A 19,096-nucleotide genomic window follows, 5' to 3' on the forward strand; every position below is an offset into this window, starting at 1 on the left:
GAGAGGAACCACCATGAGCAGCAGCACCCTCATCACCCGAGGCAGCACCCGACGCCGCTACGCGAAGCGCGCCGCCCTCACCCTCGCCGCCCTCCTCCTCGGCGCCACCGCATGTGGCACCGAGACGGGGTCGGACGACGGGCCCTCGGCCGCACTGGCCGCGGCCCCGCAGGCCCAGTCCGCGCCGCACCCGCCCACCTCCGCCGACGCGGCGGAGCGCCGGGCTGCGTCGGAGCGTCGGGCCGCACAGCAGGCGCAGGCGCGCTACCTGCGCCAGCTCCGCAACGCCATCGAGAAGCACCCCGAGCCGCTGAAGCTGCGCAGGAGCCACCTGCACGTCCAGGGGGGCGGCGGTGTCCCCGCCGCCTGACCCCGGCTCGAACCCGTCGTATCCAGCCGCTGCCCCGGATGTCTGAGTTGGCAGTCGCAGCCGCCGCCGTGACCACAACAAACCACCGAGCAGGACCACGAGAGGAACCACCATGAACACCAACACCACCGGACGACGCCGCCGATACTCGGCCCGCGCCGCCGCCATCGCCACCTTCGCCGCCGTTGCCTTCGGTGCCGTCGCCTGCGGCACCGAGACGGCCTCGGACGGCGGGACACCGGCCGCGCCGGCCCCCGCCCCCAAGGCGGAGCGCTCGCACCCGCCCGTGTCCCCGGACACGGCGGAGCGTCGGTACGCCGACCGGCACTACGCCAAGGCGCCGAGCGGCCGGGAGATCTACATCCCCTGACCGGAGCCACCACACCCGAGAGCACGACCCCACGAGAGGAAACACCATGAACAGCAACACCGATCGACTCCGTCGATTCCCGGCCCGCGCCGCCGCCGTCGCCACCTTCGCGGCGGTCGCGCTGGGTGCCGCCGCCTGCGGCACCGAGACGGCCTCCGACGGACAGCCCGGCGCCCCGGCCGCTCCTGCGGCCAAGGTCCAGGTGAAGTCGCACGCCCCGACCTCTGCCGACGCGGCGGAGCACCGGGCGCGTGCGGAGCAGCTGGAGCAGTTCCGCCGCCACCTCGAGGACGCCGCTCAGTAGCCCGAGCCCGTCACTGTGACAGCCCCCCGCACCGCGGGGGGCTGTCTCATTTCATCTAGGGTCGGCGCGTGCCGGACATGCCCGCCGACCTGCTCGCGCACGCGCTCGCGGCCAAGGGGTTCATGCCGCCGGACGAGGGGCTGCTGCTCCACCGCTGGGCACGCGAGCGGCTCCCCTACGGACCCGTGCTGGAGGTCGGCACCTACTGCGGCAAGTCCGCGATCTACCTCGGCACGGCTGCGCGCGAGGTGGGCGGGACCGTCTTCACCGTCGACCACCACCGCGGGTCGGAGGAGAACCAGGCCGGCTGGGAGCACCACGACTCCTCGCTGGTCGACCCCGAGTCCGGGCTGATGGACACCCTGCCGGTGTTCCGCCGGACGATCGCGCGGGCCGGCCTCGAGGACCAGGTCGTGGCCGTGGTCGGGAGGAGCACCACGGTCAGCCGGAACTGGCGCACCCCCCTGTCGATGCTCTTCATCGACGGCGGCCACGCCGAGGAGCACGCCCAGAACGACTACACCGGCTGGGCGCCCTGGCTGATGACCGGTGGTGCGCTGGTGATCCACGACGTGTTCCCCGACCCGGCCGACGGCGGACAGCCGCCCTACCACGTCTTCCTGCGCGCCCTCGAGGGCGGCGGCTTCGAGGAGGTCGAGGCGCTCGGGTCGATGCGCGTGCTACGCCGTACGGCCGGAGAGGCCGGCGACCCGCTCGCGTGACGGGCAGCCGCACTCCAGGGCGAGCTCACCGAAGTGAGGTCCGAACGACGTGCCCCGCATGATCCCGGAGCCGGCAGTGCCGTGCCCGGCCACCTCGCCGAGCGCGTCGACGGCCAGGATCACCGCCGCAGCGGTGTAGGTCGTGTGCTCCACCGGCCAGTGGACGTCGCGGGGCTCGTCCACGGGCTTGTCGCCGTCGTCGTAGACCCAGCCGGTCCAGTAGCGACCGTCTGCCTCGCGCAGGTGCTGCATGTCCCGCAGCAGGGTGACCGCGCGGCGGTGGTCGCCGATCATGTCCAGCGCCATGGCCAGCTCGCAGGTCTCCGCCCCGGTGACCCACGGGTTGGTGTCGACGCAGCGGATGCCGAGCCCGGACACCACGAAGTCGTCCCAGCGCGACTCGAGCAGGTCGTAGGCCGCCCGGCCACGGACCGGGCCGCCGAGGACCGGGTAGTACCAGTCCATCGAGTAGGTCGACTTGTCGGCGAAGAGGTCCGCGTGCTCGCGCACGGCATGCCCCAGCCGGCCGCCGGCCAGCTCCCATTCCGGCTGGGGGTCGTCGAGGAGCTCGGCCAGGGCCACGCCGGCACGCAGCGACTGGTAGATGCTCGAGCAGCCCGCCAGCAGCGCGAACTCCTCGGTCGGCGTCCAGCGGATGCCGCCGAACGGCAGCTGCTGGGAGACCACCCAGTCGAGCCCGGCGCGCACCGACGGCCAGAACCGCTGCACGAACCGCAGCTCGCGGCGGACCAGCCAGTGGTGCCAGACGCCGACCGCGAGGTAGGCCGACATGTTGACCTCGCCGCGCTCGTCCTCGGCCCGGCCGCCGACGATCTTCATCGGCCAGGAGCCGTCGGCCCGCTGCACCGTCGGCACCCACTCGAAGGCGCGCTCGGCGGCGTCGACCTGACCGCCGACGAGCATGGCCATGGCCGCCTCGACGTGGTTCCAGATGTCGACGTGCTCGCCGACCGTCCACGGCACCGCGCCGCACGGCTCCTGCATCGCCACGATCGCCGCCGCGCTCTCGGCCACCTGGGCCGGCGACAGCACGCCCTCGACGTACGGCAGCCGAGCCAGGTCCGTCATGCCCGCCCGTCCTCGGCGGGCTTGCGGAAGTAGAGGACCAGGCTCTTGCCGATCACCGGGTCGAGCACCTTGCCGGCCAGCCGCAGCACCCGGGGCTGCTTGACGATCTCCCACACCAGGAGCCGGTGGTAGGCCCTGGCCAGCGGGTGGCCGTCGTTGTCGACCCCCACCGCGCACTTGATCCACCAGTACGGCGAGTGCAGGCCGTGGGCGTAGCCCTTGCCGACGTAGTCCATGCCGCGCTTGGTGACCTTGTCGACGAGCTCGGCGTCGGTGTAGATGCGGATGTGGCCCCCCTCGACGTTGTGGTAGTCGTCGGAGAGCTTCCAGTTGACGATCTCGGGGAACCAGCGCGGCACCGAGACCGCGAGGGCGCCGCCGGGACGGAGCACGCGGACCAGCTCCTCGATCGCCTGGATGTCGGCCGGGATGTGCTCGAGGACCTCGGCGGCCACGACGCGGTCGAACTCGCCGTCGGCGAACGGCAGCTGCAGCGCGTCGCCCTGCTTGACGTCGGCCTCGGCAACCTCGGGCACCTCGCCGGCCTGCCTCATCGCATGGAACAGGTCGCTCACGTTGGCGAGCTCGTCGGCGTCCATGTCGAAGGCGATGACGTCGGCACCGCGGCGGTACATCTCGAACGCGTGGCGGCCCGCGCCACAGCCCATGTCGAGCACCCGGTCACCCGGGCGCAGCCCCAGGCGGTCGAAGTCAACGGTCAGCACGGGCGTTCTCCTCGTGGTAGTCGCGGATCGTCTCCTCGTAGACCTGCACCACCTGGGCCGCGACAGCTCGCCAGCTGAACAGCTCCTCGACGCGGCGGCGCCCGTTGGCGCCGTACCGCTCCCGGCGCTCAGGGTCGTCGAGCAGCGCAGCGAGGGCCGACCTGAGCTCGCCGACGTCGCCGGGAGCGACCAGGTCGGAGCAGAGCCCGTCCGGGCCGACCACCTCGGGGATGGCGCCGGCACGTGAAGCGATGAGCGGTGTGCCGCAGGCCATCAGCTCTGCGGTCGGCAGCGAGAAGCCCTCATAGAGGCTGGGCACGCAGGCGACCTCGGCCGACCCCATCAGCTCGACCAGCTCGGCGTCGCTGATGCCGTGCACGAACCGGACGCAGTCGGTGATCGACAGCTTGTCGATCAGCTTCTCGGTGCGGCCGCCGGGCTTGGGCTGGGTGACCAGGATCAGCTCGACCTCGCGCTCGGTGCGGAGCTTGGCGAAGGCCTCGAGCAGCGTCGCGATCCCCTTCATCGGCGCGTCGGCGCTCGCCATGGCCATGATCCGGCCCTTCACCCGCGGCTGCGCCGGCGGCACGAAGATGTCGTCCACGCCGAGGAGGATCACCTGCATCCGGGCGGGGTCGACGCCGAAGTCCTTGGCGATGTCGCGCTTGGAGGCCTCGGACGGTGTGATGATCGTGCGGGCCCGGCGGGCGACCCGGCCCTGCATGCGCAGGAAGCCGTACCAGCGGCTGAGCGTGAGCTTGCGCCACGGGTTGCGCGTCTGCGAGAGGTCGATGCGGCGGTCGAAGGTGATCGGGTGATGGATCGTCGTGACGAGCGGGAGGCCCATCTTCTCGATCTCGAGCATCCCGTAGGACAGCACCTGGTTGTCCTGGACGACGTCGAAGTCACCGGTCCGCTCCCTGAGCAGCCTCACGACGCGGGTGCCGAACGTCTTGGGCTCGGGGAAGCCGGCCACGCACATGGTGAGGAACTCCTCGACGTCGACGCGGTCGCGGAACTCCTTCAGCTTCGGCACCCGGAACGGGTCCGGCTCCCGGTAGAGGTCGAGGCTCGGCACCGTGGTGAGCTTCACGCCCTCGTCGAGCTCGGGGTAGGGCTGGCCCGAGAACACCTCGACCGTGTGCCCGAGCGCGATCAGCTCTCGGCTCAGGTGGCGCAGGTAGATCCCCTGCCCTCCGCAGTGTGGCTTGCTGCGGTAGGACAGCAATGCGATCCGCACCGTCGGGACCTCCTCGTGTCGGCTTGCGCAACCCGGCGGGCCGGCCCTGCGACGTGCTCGAACGGTCGATGAAACACGCGAAACTGGAACGTGTTCCTATTATGGACCACTCGTTGATAGCCTAATGAACAGACCCAACGAGGGCTGGACGCACCACCTTCTGGAAGGTTGCACGTGAGCACCACGAACTCTCTGACGGTCGAAGAGCTCGGGTCGGCCGCGCAGCGGGACCGGCGCAAGCGGATCCTCGACGCCACGATCGCCCTGGCGACCCAGGGTGGCTTCGACGCGGTCCAGATGCGGGCCGTGGCCGAGCAGGCGGACGTCGCGCTGGGCACCCTCTACCGCTACTTCCCCTCGAAGATCCACCTGCTCGTCTCCGCCCTCGGACGTGAGTTCGAGCGCGCCGAGACCACGCTGCGCGACAAGCCGATCCCCGGCGACACCGCCTCCGACCGGGTCATCTACGTGCTCCGCAAGACCACCCGCGGCCTCCAGGGCGACCCGCACCTGACCGAGGCCCTGACCCGGGCGTTCATGTTCGCCGACGCCTCGGTGCAGTCCGAGATCCACACCGTGGGCATGCTGCTCACCCGGATGCTCACCCGGGCCATGCACCCTGAGCAGGAGCACACCGAGGTCACCGAGGACGACGTCGCCATCGCCCGCGTGATCGGCGACGTGTGGCTCTCCGCCCTGGTCGGCTGGGTCACCGGCCGGACCTCCGCCACCGAGACCGCCGCCCACATGGAGAAGGCTGTCCACCTGCTGCTGCGCGACTGAGCTCCCGTGGGTGCCCGCGCGCCTACCGGCCCCATCGGTGGGTTTGCGGAGGGAGATCGGCACCTGGTGCCGGAGATCCTCGGCAAAGCCGGGTCCAGCAAGCTCACTCCACGAAATGTGCCGTCGACCCGCCCAGCTCCATCGGGGGGAGCCCCAGCTTGCGGTGGTCCCACGACCGGACCCGGTCGACGTCGAGACGGACGGCGACGCGGTTCTTGGCCATCACCTCGACGAACGGCCTCATGTCCTCGCTGTAGTCGCCGTTGTAGCGCCCGAAGACGTCCACGCACACGTCCCACACCACAGCCGGGTCCTCGACCACGACGCCGGCACCCTCGAGCGACACCCCGCGCAGCTGGTCGTAGGTGTGGCCGGCCTCGACGAGGAACGACATCCGCGGGTCCCGGCGCAGGTTGACCACCTTCTGCGACTTGGCCTTGCTCTCGATCCAGACCTGGCCGTCGATGACGGCGTACCACATCCCGACCAGGTGGATCCGGCCCTGCGGGCCGTAGGTAGCCACGGTCGAGGAGCGCTGCCGGCGCAGGAACTCCCAGACCTCGTCGTCGTCCATGACGACCTGGGCTCGCTGGTTGGCCATCGGCTCTGCCCTCAGCCGCCGAAGGCGTGCGTCGCCGTGACGCCGCCGTCGACGGCGATCTCCGCACCGTTGATGTAGGACGACTCGTCGCTGGCCAGGAAGACGTAGAGCGGAGCCACGTCCTCGGGGTGGCCGACGCGTCGCAGCGGGACCTTCGAGGCGCCGTACTCCATGGCCAGGTCGCCCCCGTGCACCCGCGTCATCGGGGTGTCGATCATCCCGGGGTGCACCGAGTTGACCCGGATGCCGAACGGGCCGAGCTCGTGCGAGGCGCCCTTGGTCATCCCGCGGATCGCGAACTTGGTCGCGCCGTAGGCCACCGTGTTCGCCATGCCGCCCAGCCCCTCGGTCGAGGACGCGTTGATGATCGAGCCGCCGCCGCGTGCCTTCATGGTCGGGACGACGGCCTGCATGCCGAGCCAGCAGCCGAGCTGGTTGACCCGCCAGAGGAGCTCGACCTCGTCGACCGGCATCGCCTCGACGGTCCCGAACCGCAGGATGCCGGCGTTGTTGGCCAGCACGCTCACCGGCCCGAACCGCTGGTTGGTGTCCGCGACCAGCGACTCCCAGGCCGCCGGGGAGGAGACGTCGTGGTCGGCGAAGTGCGCGGACGGGCCGAGCTCGTCGGCGAGCGCCTGGCCCTGGTCCTTCGCCACGTCGGCGACCACGACCGACGCGCCCTCCGCGACGTAGGCGCGGACGATGCCCGCGCCCTGGCCCATCGCACCGCCGGTGACGATGGCGACCTTGCCGTCCAGGCGGCCCACGGTCAGAGCTCCCCGTTGGAGATCTGCAGAGCCATGATCGAGTCGGCCGCGAAGCCGACGGAGGGGTCGCGCCCCGCGAAGTAGGCGCCCAGCTGGCGGTCGAGGTCTGCGGCGTCCCAGAGCGTCCCGGCCTTGTCGAAGCGCTGCTCGACGACCGGCGCCGCGAGCAGTGCGACCATCCCGCCGTAGACGACGAAGACCTGGCCGGTGATCCTCTCCGCGGCCGGCGAGGCGAGGTAGGCGACCAGCGGCGCCACGTGCTCGGGCGAGTAGAGGTCGACCTCCGCGCCGGAGGTGTCCTCGCCGAAGACCTGCGCGGTCATCGCGGTCCGGGCCCGAGGACAGATCGCGTTGGCGGTCACGCCGAGCCGCGCCAGCCCACGGGCGGTCGAGAGGGTCAGCGCCGCGATGCCGCCCTTGGCCGCGGCGTAGTTGGCCTGGCCGGGCGAGCCGCCCAGGAACGCCTCGGACGCGGTGTTGACGATCCGGCCGAAGACCGGTGCGTCGGCCTGTTTCGACAGCGACCGCCAGTACGCCGCCGCGTTGCGCGAGAGCAGGAAGTGGCCCCGCAGGTGGACCCGGATCACGTCGTCCCACTCCTCGTCGGAGAGGTTGAACAGCATCCGGTCGCGGGTCATGCCGGCGTTGTTGACCACGACGTCGAGCCGGCCGAACCCCTCGACCGCGGCGGCCAGCATCGCGTCGGCCGTGGCCCGCTCGCCCACGTCGCCCTCGACGATCGCGACCTCGGCGCCGAGCCCCTTGAGCTCGTCGGCAGCCTCGTCCGCGGCGCCGGGCAGGTCGTTGAGCACGACCCGCGCGCCGGCGCGGGCCAGCGCGGCCGCCTCCGCCCTGCCCAGGCCGGCGCCCGCCCCGGTGACGACCGCGACCCGGCCGTCGAGCGACGTGCTCTGCTCTTGGGTGGCCAACGCTCAGTCCACGAGCGAGATCGCCGCGCGCGGGCAGGCGGCCACCGCCCGCTTGACGGCCTCGAGGTTCGCGTCCGTCGTCTGGTCGGTCCTGAGCTGGAGGTCGTCGTTGTCGTCGACCTCGAACACATCGGGCGCCATCGCCTCGCAGAGCGCGTTGGACTCGCAGAGGTCGTAGTCGACCTGGATCTTCATCTCTGGCTAGCTTCCTTCACTCGAGTGACCGGGGAAGACGTGCGCGGTCGGGTCGATCGCCACCGTGGCGTTGTTGACGGCGGTCGCCGCCTCGCCGAAGCCGACGGCGATCAGGCGCACCTTGCCGTCGTACTCGGTGATGTCGCCGGCGGCGAAGACCCGCGGCAGGTTGGTCCGCATCGCCGAGTCGACGATGACGTGCCGCTTGGAGACCTCGATCCCCCAGGACTGGAGCGGACCGAGGTCGGCCACGAAGCCGAGCGCCGCGACCAGGGCCTGGGTCGGCCTGGTGACCGTCTCGCCGTCGACGTCGAGCACGACCGACTCCAGCGTCCCGTCGCCACGGAGCTCGCTCACCTGTGCCTTGGTGATGATCTCGACCTCGGACTCCATGACCTGCTGGACGGTGCGCTCGTGCGCGCGGAACGCGTCGCGGCGGTGCACCAGCGCGATGCTGCGGGCGATGCCGGTCAGGTTGAGTGCCCAGTCGAAGGCGCTGTCACCGCCGCCCACGATGACGACGTCCTTGCCGGCGTACGGCTCGAAGCTCGGGACGAAGAACTCCATGCCCCGCCCCAGCCAGCCCTCGCCGGCCGGCAGCGGCCGCGGGCTGAACTTGCCGATGCCCGCGGTGATGAGCACCGCGCCGGCCCGGATCTCGGTCCCGTCGTCGCAGGTGACCGTGGCGCCGTCGTCGTCGTGGGCCAACCCGGTCGCGGTTCGGTTGAGGAGGTACTCCGGCTTCGCGGTCGCCGCCTGCTCGACCAGGGCGTCGACCAGGATCCGGCCCTTGACGCTCGGGAACCCGGCCACGTCGAAGATCTGCTTCTCGGGGTACATCGCGGTGACCTGGCCACCGAGCTCGGGCAGCGAGTCGATGACCGCGACCCGGTGGCCGCGGAAGCCTGCGTAGTAGGTGGCGAAAAGCCCCGTGGGACCCGCGCCGATGATCAGGAGGTCGGTCTCGACGACCGTGCCGGCTGCACTCACGGCGTCGATCCTTCCACGCTCGGGTCGCCGTCCCGGACTGGAACGTGTTCTAGTTTCGCACGCCGGGCCCCTGGTCGGCCACTCCCCCGCCAGGGTCTCCCCGGCCCACGGCGCCGCGGCGCCCGCGTTACCCTCGCGGCTGTGGACGACCGAGCAGCTCGGGACGTCTGGGCGTCGTTCCAGCACGATCCGCGCGACCCAGCGGTGGCGCCGCTGCGCGCCGCCGACGCGGACCGCGACATCGTCCACAACGTGCTGACCGAGGCGTTCGCGGACGGCCGTCTCGACCGTGAGGAGTACGACGAGCGGACCGCGGCGACCCTGCAGGCCCGGACCCTCGGTCAGCTGCCGCCGCTGGTGGCCGACCTGGTCCCCGACCGGCCGCTGCTGCCGGCGAAGGTGCCGCTGGCGTCCGCCTCGTCGGCCGAGATCCAGCAGCGGGCCCTGGAGAAGTGGCGGCACGACCGGCGCGAGGCGTTCGTCGGCTTCGTGGGATCGGCGCTGGTGACGTGGACCATCTGGGCGATCGTCATGTTCGGCGAGTTCCCGTGGCCGCTGATCGTCAACGCCTTCGCGCTGATGAACCTCATCCGCGTGGTCATCGGCAAGCGCGAGATCGTCGACAACGAGGTCAAGCGGCTCGAGCGCAAGCGTGCCAAGGAGATCGAGGCCCGGAACAAGAAGCGGCAGCTCGGCCAGTGAACCGGGTCTGGCTCGCGCTGCGCCACCATCCCTCGGGGGTACTGCTGGTCGGGCAGCTCCTGGTGGTGCTGGCCTTCCCGTTCCTCGACACCTCGACAGCAGGCCGGGCGGTCCTCGGCGTCGGGCAGATGGTGCTGGTCCTCTCGGCGCTCGCCGCGGTCCGGCTGACACCGGCGCTCAGCTGGGTGGCGCTGCTGCTCGGAGTGCCCGCGATGGTCTTCGCGGTCCTCGAAGCGGTCCGGCCGGAGGTCGACTGGATCGTCCTGACCTCGGTCGCCGTGCACGCGCCGTTCTACTTCTACGTCTCCTACGCGATGATCCGCTACCTCTTCGCCGACGACCGGGTCACCACCGACGAGCTGTTCGCCACCGGGGCGGCGTTCACCGTGGTCGCGTGGGCGTTCGCCTACGTGTACGCCGGTGCGCAGGTCCTCTGGCCGAGCTCCTTCACCGGCGCGTCCGGCTCCGAGCAGAGCTGGTTCAACCTGCTGTTCCTGTCGTTCACCAACCTCACCAGCGTCGGCCTCTCCGACGTGGTGCCGGTCGGCGGGCACGCCCGCTCGCTGGTGATGGTCGAGCAGCTGGCGGGGGTGCTCTACGTCGCCCTGGTGATCGCCCGGCTGGTGGGGCTCACGGTCGTCCGGGCCGCGACGCGCTCGGACCCACGGGACTAGCTCGTTCCTCAGCCGAACAGCTTGGTCACCAGGCCGCTGCGGCGCAGGGACGGCCTGGCATGTGCGTGCGGGTCGAGGTCGACCACGGCGGCCAGGAAGTCATCGACCTCCTTGATCTCGTAGCCGTGCTCGAGCCGCACCTGCGTGAGCTTGTGCCGCCGGACCAGGCCGGCGAGGGGCTCGCCCTCCTCGACCGCCTCGGCCAGCCGAAGGAGGAACGCGTTGACCTCGCCCTGATGGTAGCCGCGCCGGCCGCGGGTGCCGTCGAAGTGCGCCTTGCGCAGGTAGCCGATCAGCTGCTCCGGGCTGACCTTGTCCGGCGCGTCCTGGGCTGTGTCGCGCGTCTCACCGTCCACGGGGTCATGGTCCTCGCGAACCGGTGTCTTCGGGCCGGAACGCGAAGATTCACCCGGATGGCTGGACCGGTGGCTCGCGCACGCCGTCCCACCCTCGGGCCGGAGACCGCGGTCGTCCCGCCTCGCGAGACTTTTCAAAAGTCCCACAGGACACACCCGTCCCGGGATAGCGTCCCTGTCTGGAGGTAGGTCATGGACCTCTCGCAGCTCTACCGGGACATCGTGGAGGCGTCCACGGACGGCATCTGGGTGCTCGACCTCGACGGGCGGACCGTCTACGCCAACCCGGAGATCGCCCGGATGCACCGGATCGACCCCGAGCAGCTGGCCGCGCTGACGGTCTTCGACACCCTCGACGAGGACGGCCGCGCGCAGTTCCGCGCACACCTCGCCGAGGTCCGCGAGGGTCGGCCCAACGACGGGGCCGTCGAGGTGCAGTGGGTACGCAGTGACGGCGAGATCCTGTGGGTGCTCTGCAGCGAGTCCGTCCTCCTCGACGATGACGGCCGGCCGAGGGCGCTGCTGCACCGCTACTCCGACAACACCCGGCACCACGAGCTGGTCGCCTCCCTCGAGGAGAGTGAGGCCGCTCTCGAGGACCAGGTCGCCCAGAACAACCTGATGCAGGCCGTGGCCAGCGCCGCCAACGAGGCCGAGTCGCTGGGCGAGGTACTGCTGCAGGCCCGCGACCTCGTGCTGCTCCATGACGACTGGGAGCGGGCCCGGGCCTTCGTGCCCGCCGCGGACGGCAGCGGACGGGTCGAGCCGTTCTTCCCCGAGGGCACGGACCCCGACGGCGACGCCGGTGACCCGCGGGCGCCGCTGGAGCGGAGCCTGGCCCAGCGCGCACACGACGCGCGCCACTGGGTCTGGGACGACGACAAGCTGACCATCGCCTTCCCGGTCCTGCTCGGCGACGAGGTGTACGCCGTCGTCACCCTCACCTCCGCTCCCCCGCTCTACCGCTTCGAGCTGATCGAGACGATGGTCGAGCGGGCCGCCGAGCAGCTGGCCCGGGTGGCCGAGCGCGAGCGTGCGCAGGCCCAGGTGGCGCGGGCCCGGGACGCGGCGATGCAGGCGTCCCGGCAGAAGTCGGAGTTCCTGGCCACGATGAGCCACGAGATCCGCACGCCGCTCAACGGCGTGATCGGCCTCAACGACCTGCTGCTGCGCACCGAGCTCACCACCGAGCAGCAGCGGCTGGCCTCCGGGGTCCAGGTCGCCAGCCGGACCCTGCTCGGCCTGATCAACGACATCCTCGACTTCTCCAAGATCGAGGCGGGCCGCCTCGAGCTGGAGCGGCTCGACTTCGAGATCCGGCCGCTGCTCGAGCAGGTCGCCGGCATGCTGACCGAGCCGATCCGGGACAAGGGCCTGGACCTGGTCCTCTCCTGCCACCCCGACGTGCCCGCCGTGCTCTCCGGTGACCCGACCCGGCTGGCGCAGGTGGTCACCAACTTGGTCGCCAACGCGGTCAAGTTCACCGAGCAGGGCGGGATCGTGGTCCGCACGACCGCGGAGCCGGACGGCGACCGGGTGCGGCTGCGGGTCGAGGTCAGCGACACCGGTGTGGGTGTGCCCCGATCGAAGGTCGGCCACCTCTTCGACCCGTTCACCCAGGCCGACTCCTCCACCACCAGGATCTACGGCGGCACGGGGCTCGGGCTGGCCATCTCGAGCGAGCTGGTGGCCGCGATGGGCGGCGCGCTCGAGTACACGCCGAACCCCGGCGGCGGCAGCATCTTCAGCTGCACGGTGGTCCTCGACGAGGGCACCGAGCCGTTCGTGGACCAGTCCCTCGACGCGCGGGCCCGGGAGCGGATGTCGGGGCTCCGTGCCCTGGTGGTCACCGCCGATCCGCTGCACGGGTGGATGTGGGCCGAGCAGCTCGCCTGGTGGGGGCTCGCCGTCCAGACGTCGTCGTCGGTGGCCGACGGCTACGACGCGGTCCTGGTCGAGCTCGACCGCGGGCTGGAGCTGCGCGTCGGTGGTGACCGCGAGGTGCTGGCCAACCCGGTCCTGCCCAGCGAGCTGCGGGCGTCACTGCTGCGGGTGCTGACCGGGGACGTGCCCACAGTGCCTGCCCTCGGGAGCGGCGAGGAGTCGGCGGACAAGGGCCGCGTCCTCGTCGTCGAGGACAACCCGGTGAACCAGCTGGTCGCCACCGGGCTGCTGCGGGCGCTCGGCTACCGCACGGCCACCGCGGACGACGGCCGCGCCGCGATCGAGGCCGCTCGTGACGGCGGGTTCGACGCGATCCTGATGGACGTGCAGATGCCGCACATGGACGGCTACACCGCGACCCGGCACATCCGCACCCACGAGGCGGGGCCGCGGCTGCCGATCATCGCCATGACCGCGGCGGCAGTCGAGGGTGAGCGAGAGCGCTGTCTGGCCGCCGGGATGGACGACTACCTCACCAAGCCGGTCGACGCCGCCCGGCTGGCGGAGACCCTGGACCGGTGGCTGGCGCCGGGTCCGTCGTACGCCGACCGGCTCGACCTCGCCCGGCTCGAGGAGCTCCGCGAGCTCGACGACCCCGACGACGGGTCGTCGTACGTCGACCGGGCCATCGCGAACTTCCTCGGGCGCGTCGAGGCCCAGGTCGCCACCATGACCGACGCAGCGGCGGCGGGCGACGCCGACCAGCTCCGCACGGTGGCCCACCAGCTGGCCGGCTCGGCCCTCAACCTCGGCGCGGTGACGCTCGGCGAGAGCGCCCGCGAGGTCGAGGAACGTGTCGCGAGCGGCTCACTCGAGGACGCTGCGGCCGCCCTGCCCGCGCTGGCCGAGGGCATGGTCGCCGACCTGGCGGCGCTGCGGGCCTACCAGCGCGAGCAGTTCCCGGCGCGGGCGGGCTAGCCAGCAGCTGGCGGGTCACTCCTCGTCGTCGTCGAGCAGCCCCTCCCGGCGGGCGTCGGCGACCAGCTCGCGGAGCTGGTCGACAGTGCCGCAGCCGGCGTCGATCTGCCGGTTGCGCTCGGCGGCGAACCTCTGCCCGAGCTCGGCGCGGGCCTGGTCGGCCACCTCCTCCCGCGCGGGGTTGAGGATCGTCAGCTCCTCCTCGGTGAGGTGGTGGTTGACGATCCTGGCCAGCTCCTCGACGGCGTCGTCGAAGGCCTGGGTGTCGGTGCCCTTGCGCTCGAGCACGGCGAGCATCGCCACGTGGCCCTCGGCGTGCTCGTGCTCCCCGTGCTCGGCCTCGTCCTCGCTGATCGCGTCCTTGCGCTCCAGCTTCGGATAGACGTGGGTCTCCTCGGCGATCGCGTGCGCGGTGTGCAGCGTGGCCAGCGCCCGGCGTACGGCATCGCGGTCCTGTGAGCTGTCCCGAAGGTCGCGGAGCAGCGCCTCGAAGCGGCGGTGGTCGTCGAGGATCAGGTCGATCACATCGCCCTGGATCGGCCGGCCGAGGTCGATGTCGGTCTCAGTCACGGACGGCTGGTACCCCGGCCGGCCGCCCGGCAACCTAGGGTGACCGTGATGACCGGTGAGCGCTCCCCGCGAGCCTCGCTCGCCCTCGTCGTCGGGCTCACCGTGGTGCTGGGCGTGGCCATGTCGCTGGTCCACCTGCCGTCCGCGGTGCTGTTCGCCTCCTTGATCGCGGGGATGGCGCACGCACTGACCTCTCCGACGGTCATCGCGGTCCCGAAGTCGCTCTACCGGATGGCCCAGGGCGTGATCGGCGTGGTCATCGGCGCGGTGGTCACCCTGCCCGCGCTCGAGAGGATCAGCCACGAGCTGCTCCCGATCGGCGTGGTCCTGGTGGCCACGCTCCTGCTCTCGATCCTCGCCGGGCGGCTGCTGGCGCTTCGCTCGGACGTATCGGTCGTGACCGGGGTCTTCTCGCTCATCGCCGGCGGGGCTTCCGGCGTCGTCGCGGTGGCTCGCGACCTCGGCGCGGACGAGCGGGTCGTGACCGTGGTGCAGTACCTCCGCGTGCTGGTGGTCCTGCTGGCGATGCCGCTGGTCACCGCGGTGGTGTTCCACCCCTCCCACGGACACGGGCGGCTGGCCTCCGCGGGCGCCGGCTGGCTCCGCGACCTCGCCTTCGTGGCCGTCTCCCTGGCCGTCGGGCTCCTGCTGGCCCGGCTGGTGAGGTTCCCGACGGCCTCGCTGCTCGGCCCGCTGGCGGTGGCCGTCGTGCTCGCACTCGGTGGCTGGCTCGGCGACGCGCGGGTGCCCACCCCGATCCAGTGGCTCGCGTTCGGGCTGATCGGGGTCCAGGTCGGGCTGCGGTTCACCCGCGCCAGCCTGGCCTCGATCGCCCGGATGCTGCCGACGGTGCTGGCGCTCACCGTGGGCATGGTCGCGGCGACCGCGGCCGTCGGCGCGATGCTGGCGTGGTGGACGCCGGTGGACGGCCTCACGGCGTACCTCGCCACCACGCCGGGTGGGCTGTTCGCGGTGCTCTCGACCGCGTCGGACGCGGGGTCGGACGTGACCTACGTGCTCGCCGTCCAGCTGTGCCGGCTGCTCGTCATCCTGGCGCTCACCCCTCTGCTCGCGCGCTGGCTGTCAGCTCGGCACGGTTGACGACGGCTCGGGTCCGCAGGCGGTAGCGCCAGACCTGCAGGAGACCCAGCGCCCAGAGCGGGTACTGCGCGCACATCGCCCACCGGAAGTCGCTCGCGTCGTAGCTCGTGCTCGCGCCCGGCGTGCGCCAGTCGAGGATCAGCCCGATCGCGACGACCAGCACGAGGCTGGCGGAGAAACCGGCCTGGTTGATGATCCCGTTGGCGCTGGCGAGCCGCTCGGCCGGGTTGGAGGTGCGGGCCAGGTCGAAGCCGATCATCGAGGCCGGGCCGCCGATGCCGATCACCTGGGTCAGGACCACGAGGAGCCAGAACGGCGCGCTGCCCGGCCAGGCCAGGACCGCGGTCCACGTGATGACCATCGCCCAGACGATGGCGAGGACCGCGGTGGAGCGGTGCCACGGGTGCCGGCCGATCAGCCAGCCGATGGTGGGGCCGCTGTACATCACGGCGACCACCACCAGGCTGAGCAGCAGGCTGGCGCGGCCGGCGCTGAGGTGCTCGCCGCGGACCAGGAAGGGGAAGCCCCAGAGCAGGGTCATCGCGGTCGCGCTGAACTGGGTGACGAAGTGCATCCAGAAGCCGAGCCGGGTGCCGGGGTGCTGCCAGCTCGCGCCCAGGCTCTCCCTGATCGCGGAGAAGGTGAGCCGCGGGCCGCGCACGACCCTGTCGTCGGGGGTGTCGTGGACGACGACGGCCACCGCGACCGTGACCACCACGCTGACCCCGGCAGCGACGAGGTAGGCGTCGGTCCAGCCGAGGTGGCCGAGCGCCCAGGTCATCGGCGCGGCCGCGGCGATGGCGCCGAGCTGGCCCAGGGTGCCCGACAGGGCGGTGACGAACGGGATGCGGCGGCCGCGGAACCAGCTCGCGACCAGCCGGAGCAGGCAGATCCAGGTCATGGCGTCGCCCATGCCGACGAAGAACCGTGCGAGCAGCGCGGCGCCGTAGGAGTCGGCCAGGGCGAAGCCGGACTGCGCGAGCGTGAGGACGATGGCGCCGGTCAGGATCACCGTGCGCGGCCCGAAGCGGTCCACGAGCAGCCCGACGGGGATCTGCATGCCGGCGTATACCAGGAGCTGCAGCGTGGTGAAGGTCGCGAGCTGAGCGGCGCTGATGTGGAACCGGTCCGCCGCGGCCAGCCCGGCCACGGCCAGGCTCGAGCGGTGGAAGATCGCGAGGAGGTAGGCCATCAGGGCGACGCCCCACACGGTCCAGGCCCGGCTCACTCCCACATCACTCGAGACAGGCTAGGGCGCTCACGTGGAGTGGCCCCAATGTGCCATGGCGCAACCGAACCGAGAGCCCCTATGGTCCGGTCAAAGGGACGTAGACACCTCGCCGTGCGTTTGGGGGATCGCCGCGGCGGGGTGTCTCGCCGTCTCGCGGCTCGTGCTGCCGGACCGGCCTCACCGAACGGGCCGACGAGGACCGGCCCTCGGCAGCCCGGGGGATCAGCGACTGCCCGAGAACTAAGCAGCCGGGTCCGCGACAGGGCCCGCTGCGCGAGCCCTCCCTCACCCGAAAGGATATCTCCGGCATGAGGGGTGTCATCCCCCATCTACGGGAGGATTCGCGACAGAACCAGACCTCGGGGAGGTGTTCGGGCCCGGCTACTTCGTGGCTTCCATCATCTGCCGCAGCTCCTTCTTGAGCTCGCTGATCTCGTCGCGCAGCCGCGCGGCGACTTCGAACTGGAGCTCCGCAGCAGCGGCCTTCATCTGGTCGGTGAGGTCCTGGATCAGCTGCGCGAGGTCGGCCGAGGGCAGCCCGGCCAGGTCGGCGGCGTGCTTGCCCGCGTCGGACTCACGCAGCCGCGGCACCGGCTGGCCCTGCTTGGCCTTGACGCCACCCGCCCGGCCCTTGGCCTCGGTGCCGGCCCAGGTCTGGAGCAGGGCCTGGGTGGACTCGTCCTCGCGGGCGAGCATCTCGGTGATGTCGGCGATCTTCTTGCGCAAGGGGGTCGGGTCGATGCCGTTGGCCTTGTTGAACGCGATCTGCTTGTCGCGACGCCGGTTGGTCTCGTCGATCGCCGCCTCCATCGAGGGCGTGACCGAGTCGGCATACATGTGCACCTCGCCGGAGACGTTGCGGGCCGCGCGTCCGATCGTCTGGATCAGCGACTTGTCCGAGCGCAGGAACCCCTCCTTGTCGGCGTCGAGGATCGACACCAGCGAGACCTCGGGCAGGTCGAGCCCCTCGCGCAGGAGGTTGATGCCGACCAGGACGTCGTACTCCCCCAGCCGCAGGTCGCGCAGCAGCTCGATCCGCTTGAGCGTGTCGACCTCGGAGTGGAGGTAGCGGGTGCGGATGCCGGCGTCGAGGAGGTAGTCGGTGAGGTCCTCGGACATCTTCTTGGTCAGGGTCGTGACCAGGACCCGCTCGTTCTTGGCCGTCCGCTCGTTGATCTGGTGGATCAGGTCGTCGATCTGGCCCTTGGTCGGCTTGACCACCACCTGCGGGTCGACCAGACCGGTGGGCCGGATGATCTGCTCGACGACGGCGGGCGGCGTGGAGCCGCCGACCTTGTCGAGCTCGTAGTTGCCGGGGGTCGCAGAGAGGTAGATGGTCTGGCCGATCCGCTCGAGGAACTCCTCCCAGCGCAGCGGCCGGTTGTCCATCGCGCTGGGCAGGCGGAAGCCGTGCTCGACGAGGTTGCGCTTGCGGGACATGTCGCCTTCGTACATGCCGCCGATCTGCGGCACCGCGACGTGCGACTCGTCGATGACGAGGACGAAGTCCTCGGGGAAGTAGTCGAGCAGGCAGTTGGGCGCCGAGCCGCGGGTGCGGCCGTCGATGTGCATCGAGTAGTTCTCGATGCCCGAGCACGAGCCGACCTGGCGCATCATCTCGATGTCGTACGTCGTGCGCATCCGCAGCCGCTGTGCCTCGAGCATCTTGCCCTGCTTCTCGAAGAACCGGAGCTGGTCCTCGAGCTCGAGCTCGATGCCGCGGATCGCCCGCTCCATGCGCTCGGGACCGGCGACGTAGTGGGTCGCCGGGAAGATGTGCAGCTCCTCGTCCTCCGTCAGCACCTCGCCGGTGACGGCGTGCAGCGTCATCAGCCGCTCGATCTCGTCGCCGAAGAACTCGATGCGGACCGCGTGCTCCTCGTAGACCGGGAACACCTCGAGGGTGTCGCCGCGCACGCGGAAGGTGCCGCGGGTGAAGGTCATGTCGTTGCGGGTGTACTGGATCTCGACGAGCCGCCGCAGGATCGAGTCGCGGTCGTGCTCCTCCCCCACCCGCAGCCGGATCATCCGGTCGACGTACTCCTGCGGGGTGCCGAGGCCGTAGATGCACGACACCGTCGACACCACGATCACGTCGCGTCGGGTCAGCAGCGAGTTGGTCGCCGAGTGGCGCAGCCGCTCGACCTCCTCGTTGATCGAGGAGTCCTTCTCGATGTAGGTGTCCGTCTGCGGGACGTAGGCCTCGGGCTGGTAGTAGTCGTAGTAGGAGACGAAGTACTCGATCGCGTTGTTGGGCATCAGCTGCCGCAGCTCGTTGGCGAACTGCGCGGCGAGCGTCTTGTTGGGCTGCATCACCAGCGTCGGCCGCTGCAGCCGCTCGACCGCCCACGCGACGCTCGCGGTCTTGCCGGTGCCGGTGGCCCCGAGCAGGACGACGTCCTGCTCCCCCCGGTTGACCCGCTCGGCGAGCTCCTTGATCGCCGTCGGCTGGTCGCCCGAGGGTTCGAACTCGCTGATGACCTGGAATCGCCCCTGGGTCGGCCGGATGTCGGTG

21 protein-coding genes are annotated in these 19,096 nt (G+C 71.2%); 9 read left to right on the forward strand and 12 right to left on the reverse strand.

The window, feature by feature from the left end; translation table 11 throughout:
* The first annotated feature begins 13 nt into the window (after positions 1–13).
* From VFV89_RS15720 to VFV89_RS15735, 4 genes are all read left to right on the forward strand, one after another.
* Positions 14–370 (forward strand): hypothetical protein, encoded by a 357-nt coding sequence (locus VFV89_RS15720; protein WP_329706899.1) that lies wholly within the window; start codon positions 14–16, stop codon positions 368–370.
* A gap of 112 nt (positions 371–482) precedes the next feature.
* Positions 483–740, forward strand: a complete 258-nt coding sequence (locus tag VFV89_RS15725; RefSeq protein ID WP_329706900.1) for a hypothetical protein — start codon at positions 483–485, stop codon at positions 738–740.
* 46 nt (positions 741–786) lie between these two features.
* Positions 787–1,044, forward strand: a complete 258-nt coding sequence (locus VFV89_RS15730; protein WP_329706901.1) for a hypothetical protein — start codon at positions 787–789, stop codon at positions 1,042–1,044.
* A 77-nt stretch (positions 1,045–1,121) separates the two neighbouring features.
* Complete coding sequence (locus VFV89_RS15735; RefSeq protein ID WP_329706918.1) at positions 1,122–1,766, forward strand: class I SAM-dependent methyltransferase; 645 nt, start codon at positions 1,122–1,124, stop codon at positions 1,764–1,766.
* Here VFV89_RS15735 and VFV89_RS15740 read toward each other — a convergent pair.
* Genes VFV89_RS15740 through VFV89_RS15750 form a run of 3 tightly spaced genes read right to left on the reverse strand, consistent with a single transcriptional unit; the run spans position 1,725 to position 4,820 of the window.
* Positions 1,725–2,855, reverse strand: coding sequence for a prenyltransferase (locus VFV89_RS15740; RefSeq protein ID WP_329706902.1), 1,131 nt, complete (start codon positions 2,853–2,855; stop codon positions 1,725–1,727). The genes VFV89_RS15735 and VFV89_RS15740 overlap by 42 nt on opposite strands.
* Positions 2,852–3,580 carry a class I SAM-dependent methyltransferase gene (locus VFV89_RS15745; protein WP_329706903.1) on the reverse strand — a complete coding sequence of 243 codons (729 nt, stop codon included), beginning with the start codon at positions 3,578–3,580 and terminating at the stop codon, positions 2,852–2,854. The genes VFV89_RS15740 and VFV89_RS15745 overlap by 4 nt, the downstream gene beginning before the upstream one ends.
* Positions 3,567–4,820, reverse strand: a complete 1,254-nt coding sequence (locus VFV89_RS15750; RefSeq protein ID WP_329706904.1) for a glycosyltransferase family 4 protein — start codon at positions 4,818–4,820, stop codon at positions 3,567–3,569. Before VFV89_RS15750 ends, VFV89_RS15745 begins: the two co-directional genes overlap by 14 nt.
* Before the next feature lie 174 nt (positions 4,821–4,994).
* Here VFV89_RS15750 and VFV89_RS15755 point away from each other — a divergent pair, with 174 nt between their 5' ends.
* Positions 4,995–5,603, forward strand: coding sequence for a TetR family transcriptional regulator (locus VFV89_RS15755; RefSeq protein ID WP_329706905.1), 609 nt, complete (start codon positions 4,995–4,997; stop codon positions 5,601–5,603).
* A gap of 103 nt (positions 5,604–5,706) precedes the next feature.
* Here the strand turns inward: VFV89_RS15755 and VFV89_RS15760 are convergent, their stop codons facing one another.
* The 5 genes from VFV89_RS15760 to VFV89_RS15780 are packed head-to-tail and all read right to left on the reverse strand — an operon-like array spanning position 5,707 to position 9,085.
* Entirely contained in the window at positions 5,707–6,204 is a 498-nt protein-coding gene (locus VFV89_RS15760) for a pyridoxamine 5'-phosphate oxidase family protein (RefSeq protein WP_329706906.1), read from the reverse strand.
* Positions 6,205–6,215: 11 nt separating this feature from the next.
* On the reverse strand, positions 6,216–6,971 hold the full coding sequence (locus tag VFV89_RS15765; protein ID WP_329706907.1) for a glucose 1-dehydrogenase: 756 nt from the start codon (positions 6,969–6,971) through the stop codon (positions 6,216–6,218).
* A gap of 2 nt (positions 6,972–6,973) precedes the next feature.
* Positions 6,974–7,900, reverse strand: coding sequence for a 3-oxoacyl-ACP reductase (locus VFV89_RS15770; protein WP_329706908.1), 927 nt, complete (start codon positions 7,898–7,900; stop codon positions 6,974–6,976).
* A gap of 3 nt (positions 7,901–7,903) precedes the next feature.
* Positions 7,904–8,095 (reverse strand): ferredoxin, encoded by a 192-nt coding sequence (locus VFV89_RS15775; RefSeq protein ID WP_329706909.1) that lies wholly within the window; start codon positions 8,093–8,095, stop codon positions 7,904–7,906.
* Positions 8,096–8,101: 6 nt separating this feature from the next.
* Positions 8,102–9,085, reverse strand: a complete 984-nt coding sequence (locus VFV89_RS15780) for an NAD(P)/FAD-dependent oxidoreductase (RefSeq protein WP_329706910.1) — start codon at positions 9,083–9,085, stop codon at positions 8,102–8,104.
* A gap of 141 nt (positions 9,086–9,226) precedes the next feature.
* Here VFV89_RS15780 and VFV89_RS15785 point away from each other — a divergent pair, with 141 nt between their 5' ends.
* A complete protein-coding gene (locus tag VFV89_RS15785; protein WP_329706911.1) occupies positions 9,227–9,787 on the forward strand; it encodes a DUF1707 domain-containing protein in 561 nt (186 codons plus the stop codon).
* The gene (locus VFV89_RS15790; RefSeq protein WP_329706912.1) at positions 9,784–10,461 is read left to right on the forward strand and encodes an ion channel; all 678 of its coding nucleotides are present in this window, start codon (positions 9,784–9,786) and stop codon (positions 10,459–10,461) included. Before VFV89_RS15785 ends, VFV89_RS15790 begins: the two co-directional genes overlap by 4 nt.
* 8 nt (positions 10,462–10,469) lie before the next feature.
* Here the strand turns inward: VFV89_RS15790 and VFV89_RS15795 are convergent, their stop codons facing one another.
* Entirely contained in the window at positions 10,470–10,817 is a 348-nt protein-coding gene (locus tag VFV89_RS15795; RefSeq protein ID WP_329706913.1) for a DivIVA domain-containing protein, read from the reverse strand.
* A 192-nt stretch (positions 10,818–11,009) separates the two neighbouring features.
* Here VFV89_RS15795 and VFV89_RS15800 point away from each other — a divergent pair, with 192 nt between their 5' ends.
* The gene (locus tag VFV89_RS15800; protein ID WP_329706914.1) at positions 11,010–13,679 is read left to right on the forward strand and encodes a hybrid sensor histidine kinase/response regulator; all 2,670 of its coding nucleotides are present in this window, start codon (positions 11,010–11,012) and stop codon (positions 13,677–13,679) included.
* 15 nt (positions 13,680–13,694) lie between these two features.
* Here the strand turns inward: VFV89_RS15800 and VFV89_RS15805 are convergent, their stop codons facing one another.
* Positions 13,695–14,249 (reverse strand): hemerythrin domain-containing protein, encoded by a 555-nt coding sequence (locus tag VFV89_RS15805; RefSeq protein WP_329706915.1) that lies wholly within the window; start codon positions 14,247–14,249, stop codon positions 13,695–13,697.
* Between the two features lie 48 nt (positions 14,250–14,297).
* Here VFV89_RS15805 and VFV89_RS15810 point away from each other — a divergent pair, with 48 nt between their 5' ends.
* Positions 14,298–15,350 (forward strand): AbrB family transcriptional regulator, encoded by a 1,053-nt coding sequence (locus tag VFV89_RS15810; protein ID WP_329706916.1) that lies wholly within the window; start codon positions 14,298–14,300, stop codon positions 15,348–15,350.
* Here VFV89_RS15810 and VFV89_RS15815 read toward each other — a convergent pair.
* Both VFV89_RS15815 and uvrB read right to left on the reverse strand, forming a co-directional pair.
* Positions 15,307–16,578, reverse strand: coding sequence for an MFS transporter (locus VFV89_RS15815; protein WP_329706917.1), 1,272 nt, complete (start codon positions 16,576–16,578; stop codon positions 15,307–15,309). The two genes, VFV89_RS15810 and VFV89_RS15815, sit on opposite strands and share 44 nt — an antisense overlap.
* A 384-nt stretch (positions 16,579–16,962) precedes the next feature.
* Positions 16,963–19,089, reverse strand: a complete 2,127-nt coding sequence (gene uvrB, locus VFV89_RS15820; RefSeq protein WP_329706919.1) for an excinuclease ABC subunit UvrB — start codon at positions 19,087–19,089, stop codon at positions 16,963–16,965.
* Between the last annotated feature and the right edge of the window lie 7 nt (positions 19,090–19,096).

Origin of the sequence: Nocardioides sp., assembly GCF_036274455.1 — a bacterium.
Lineage (GTDB): Bacteria > Actinomycetota > Actinomycetes > Propionibacteriales > Nocardioidaceae > Nocardioides.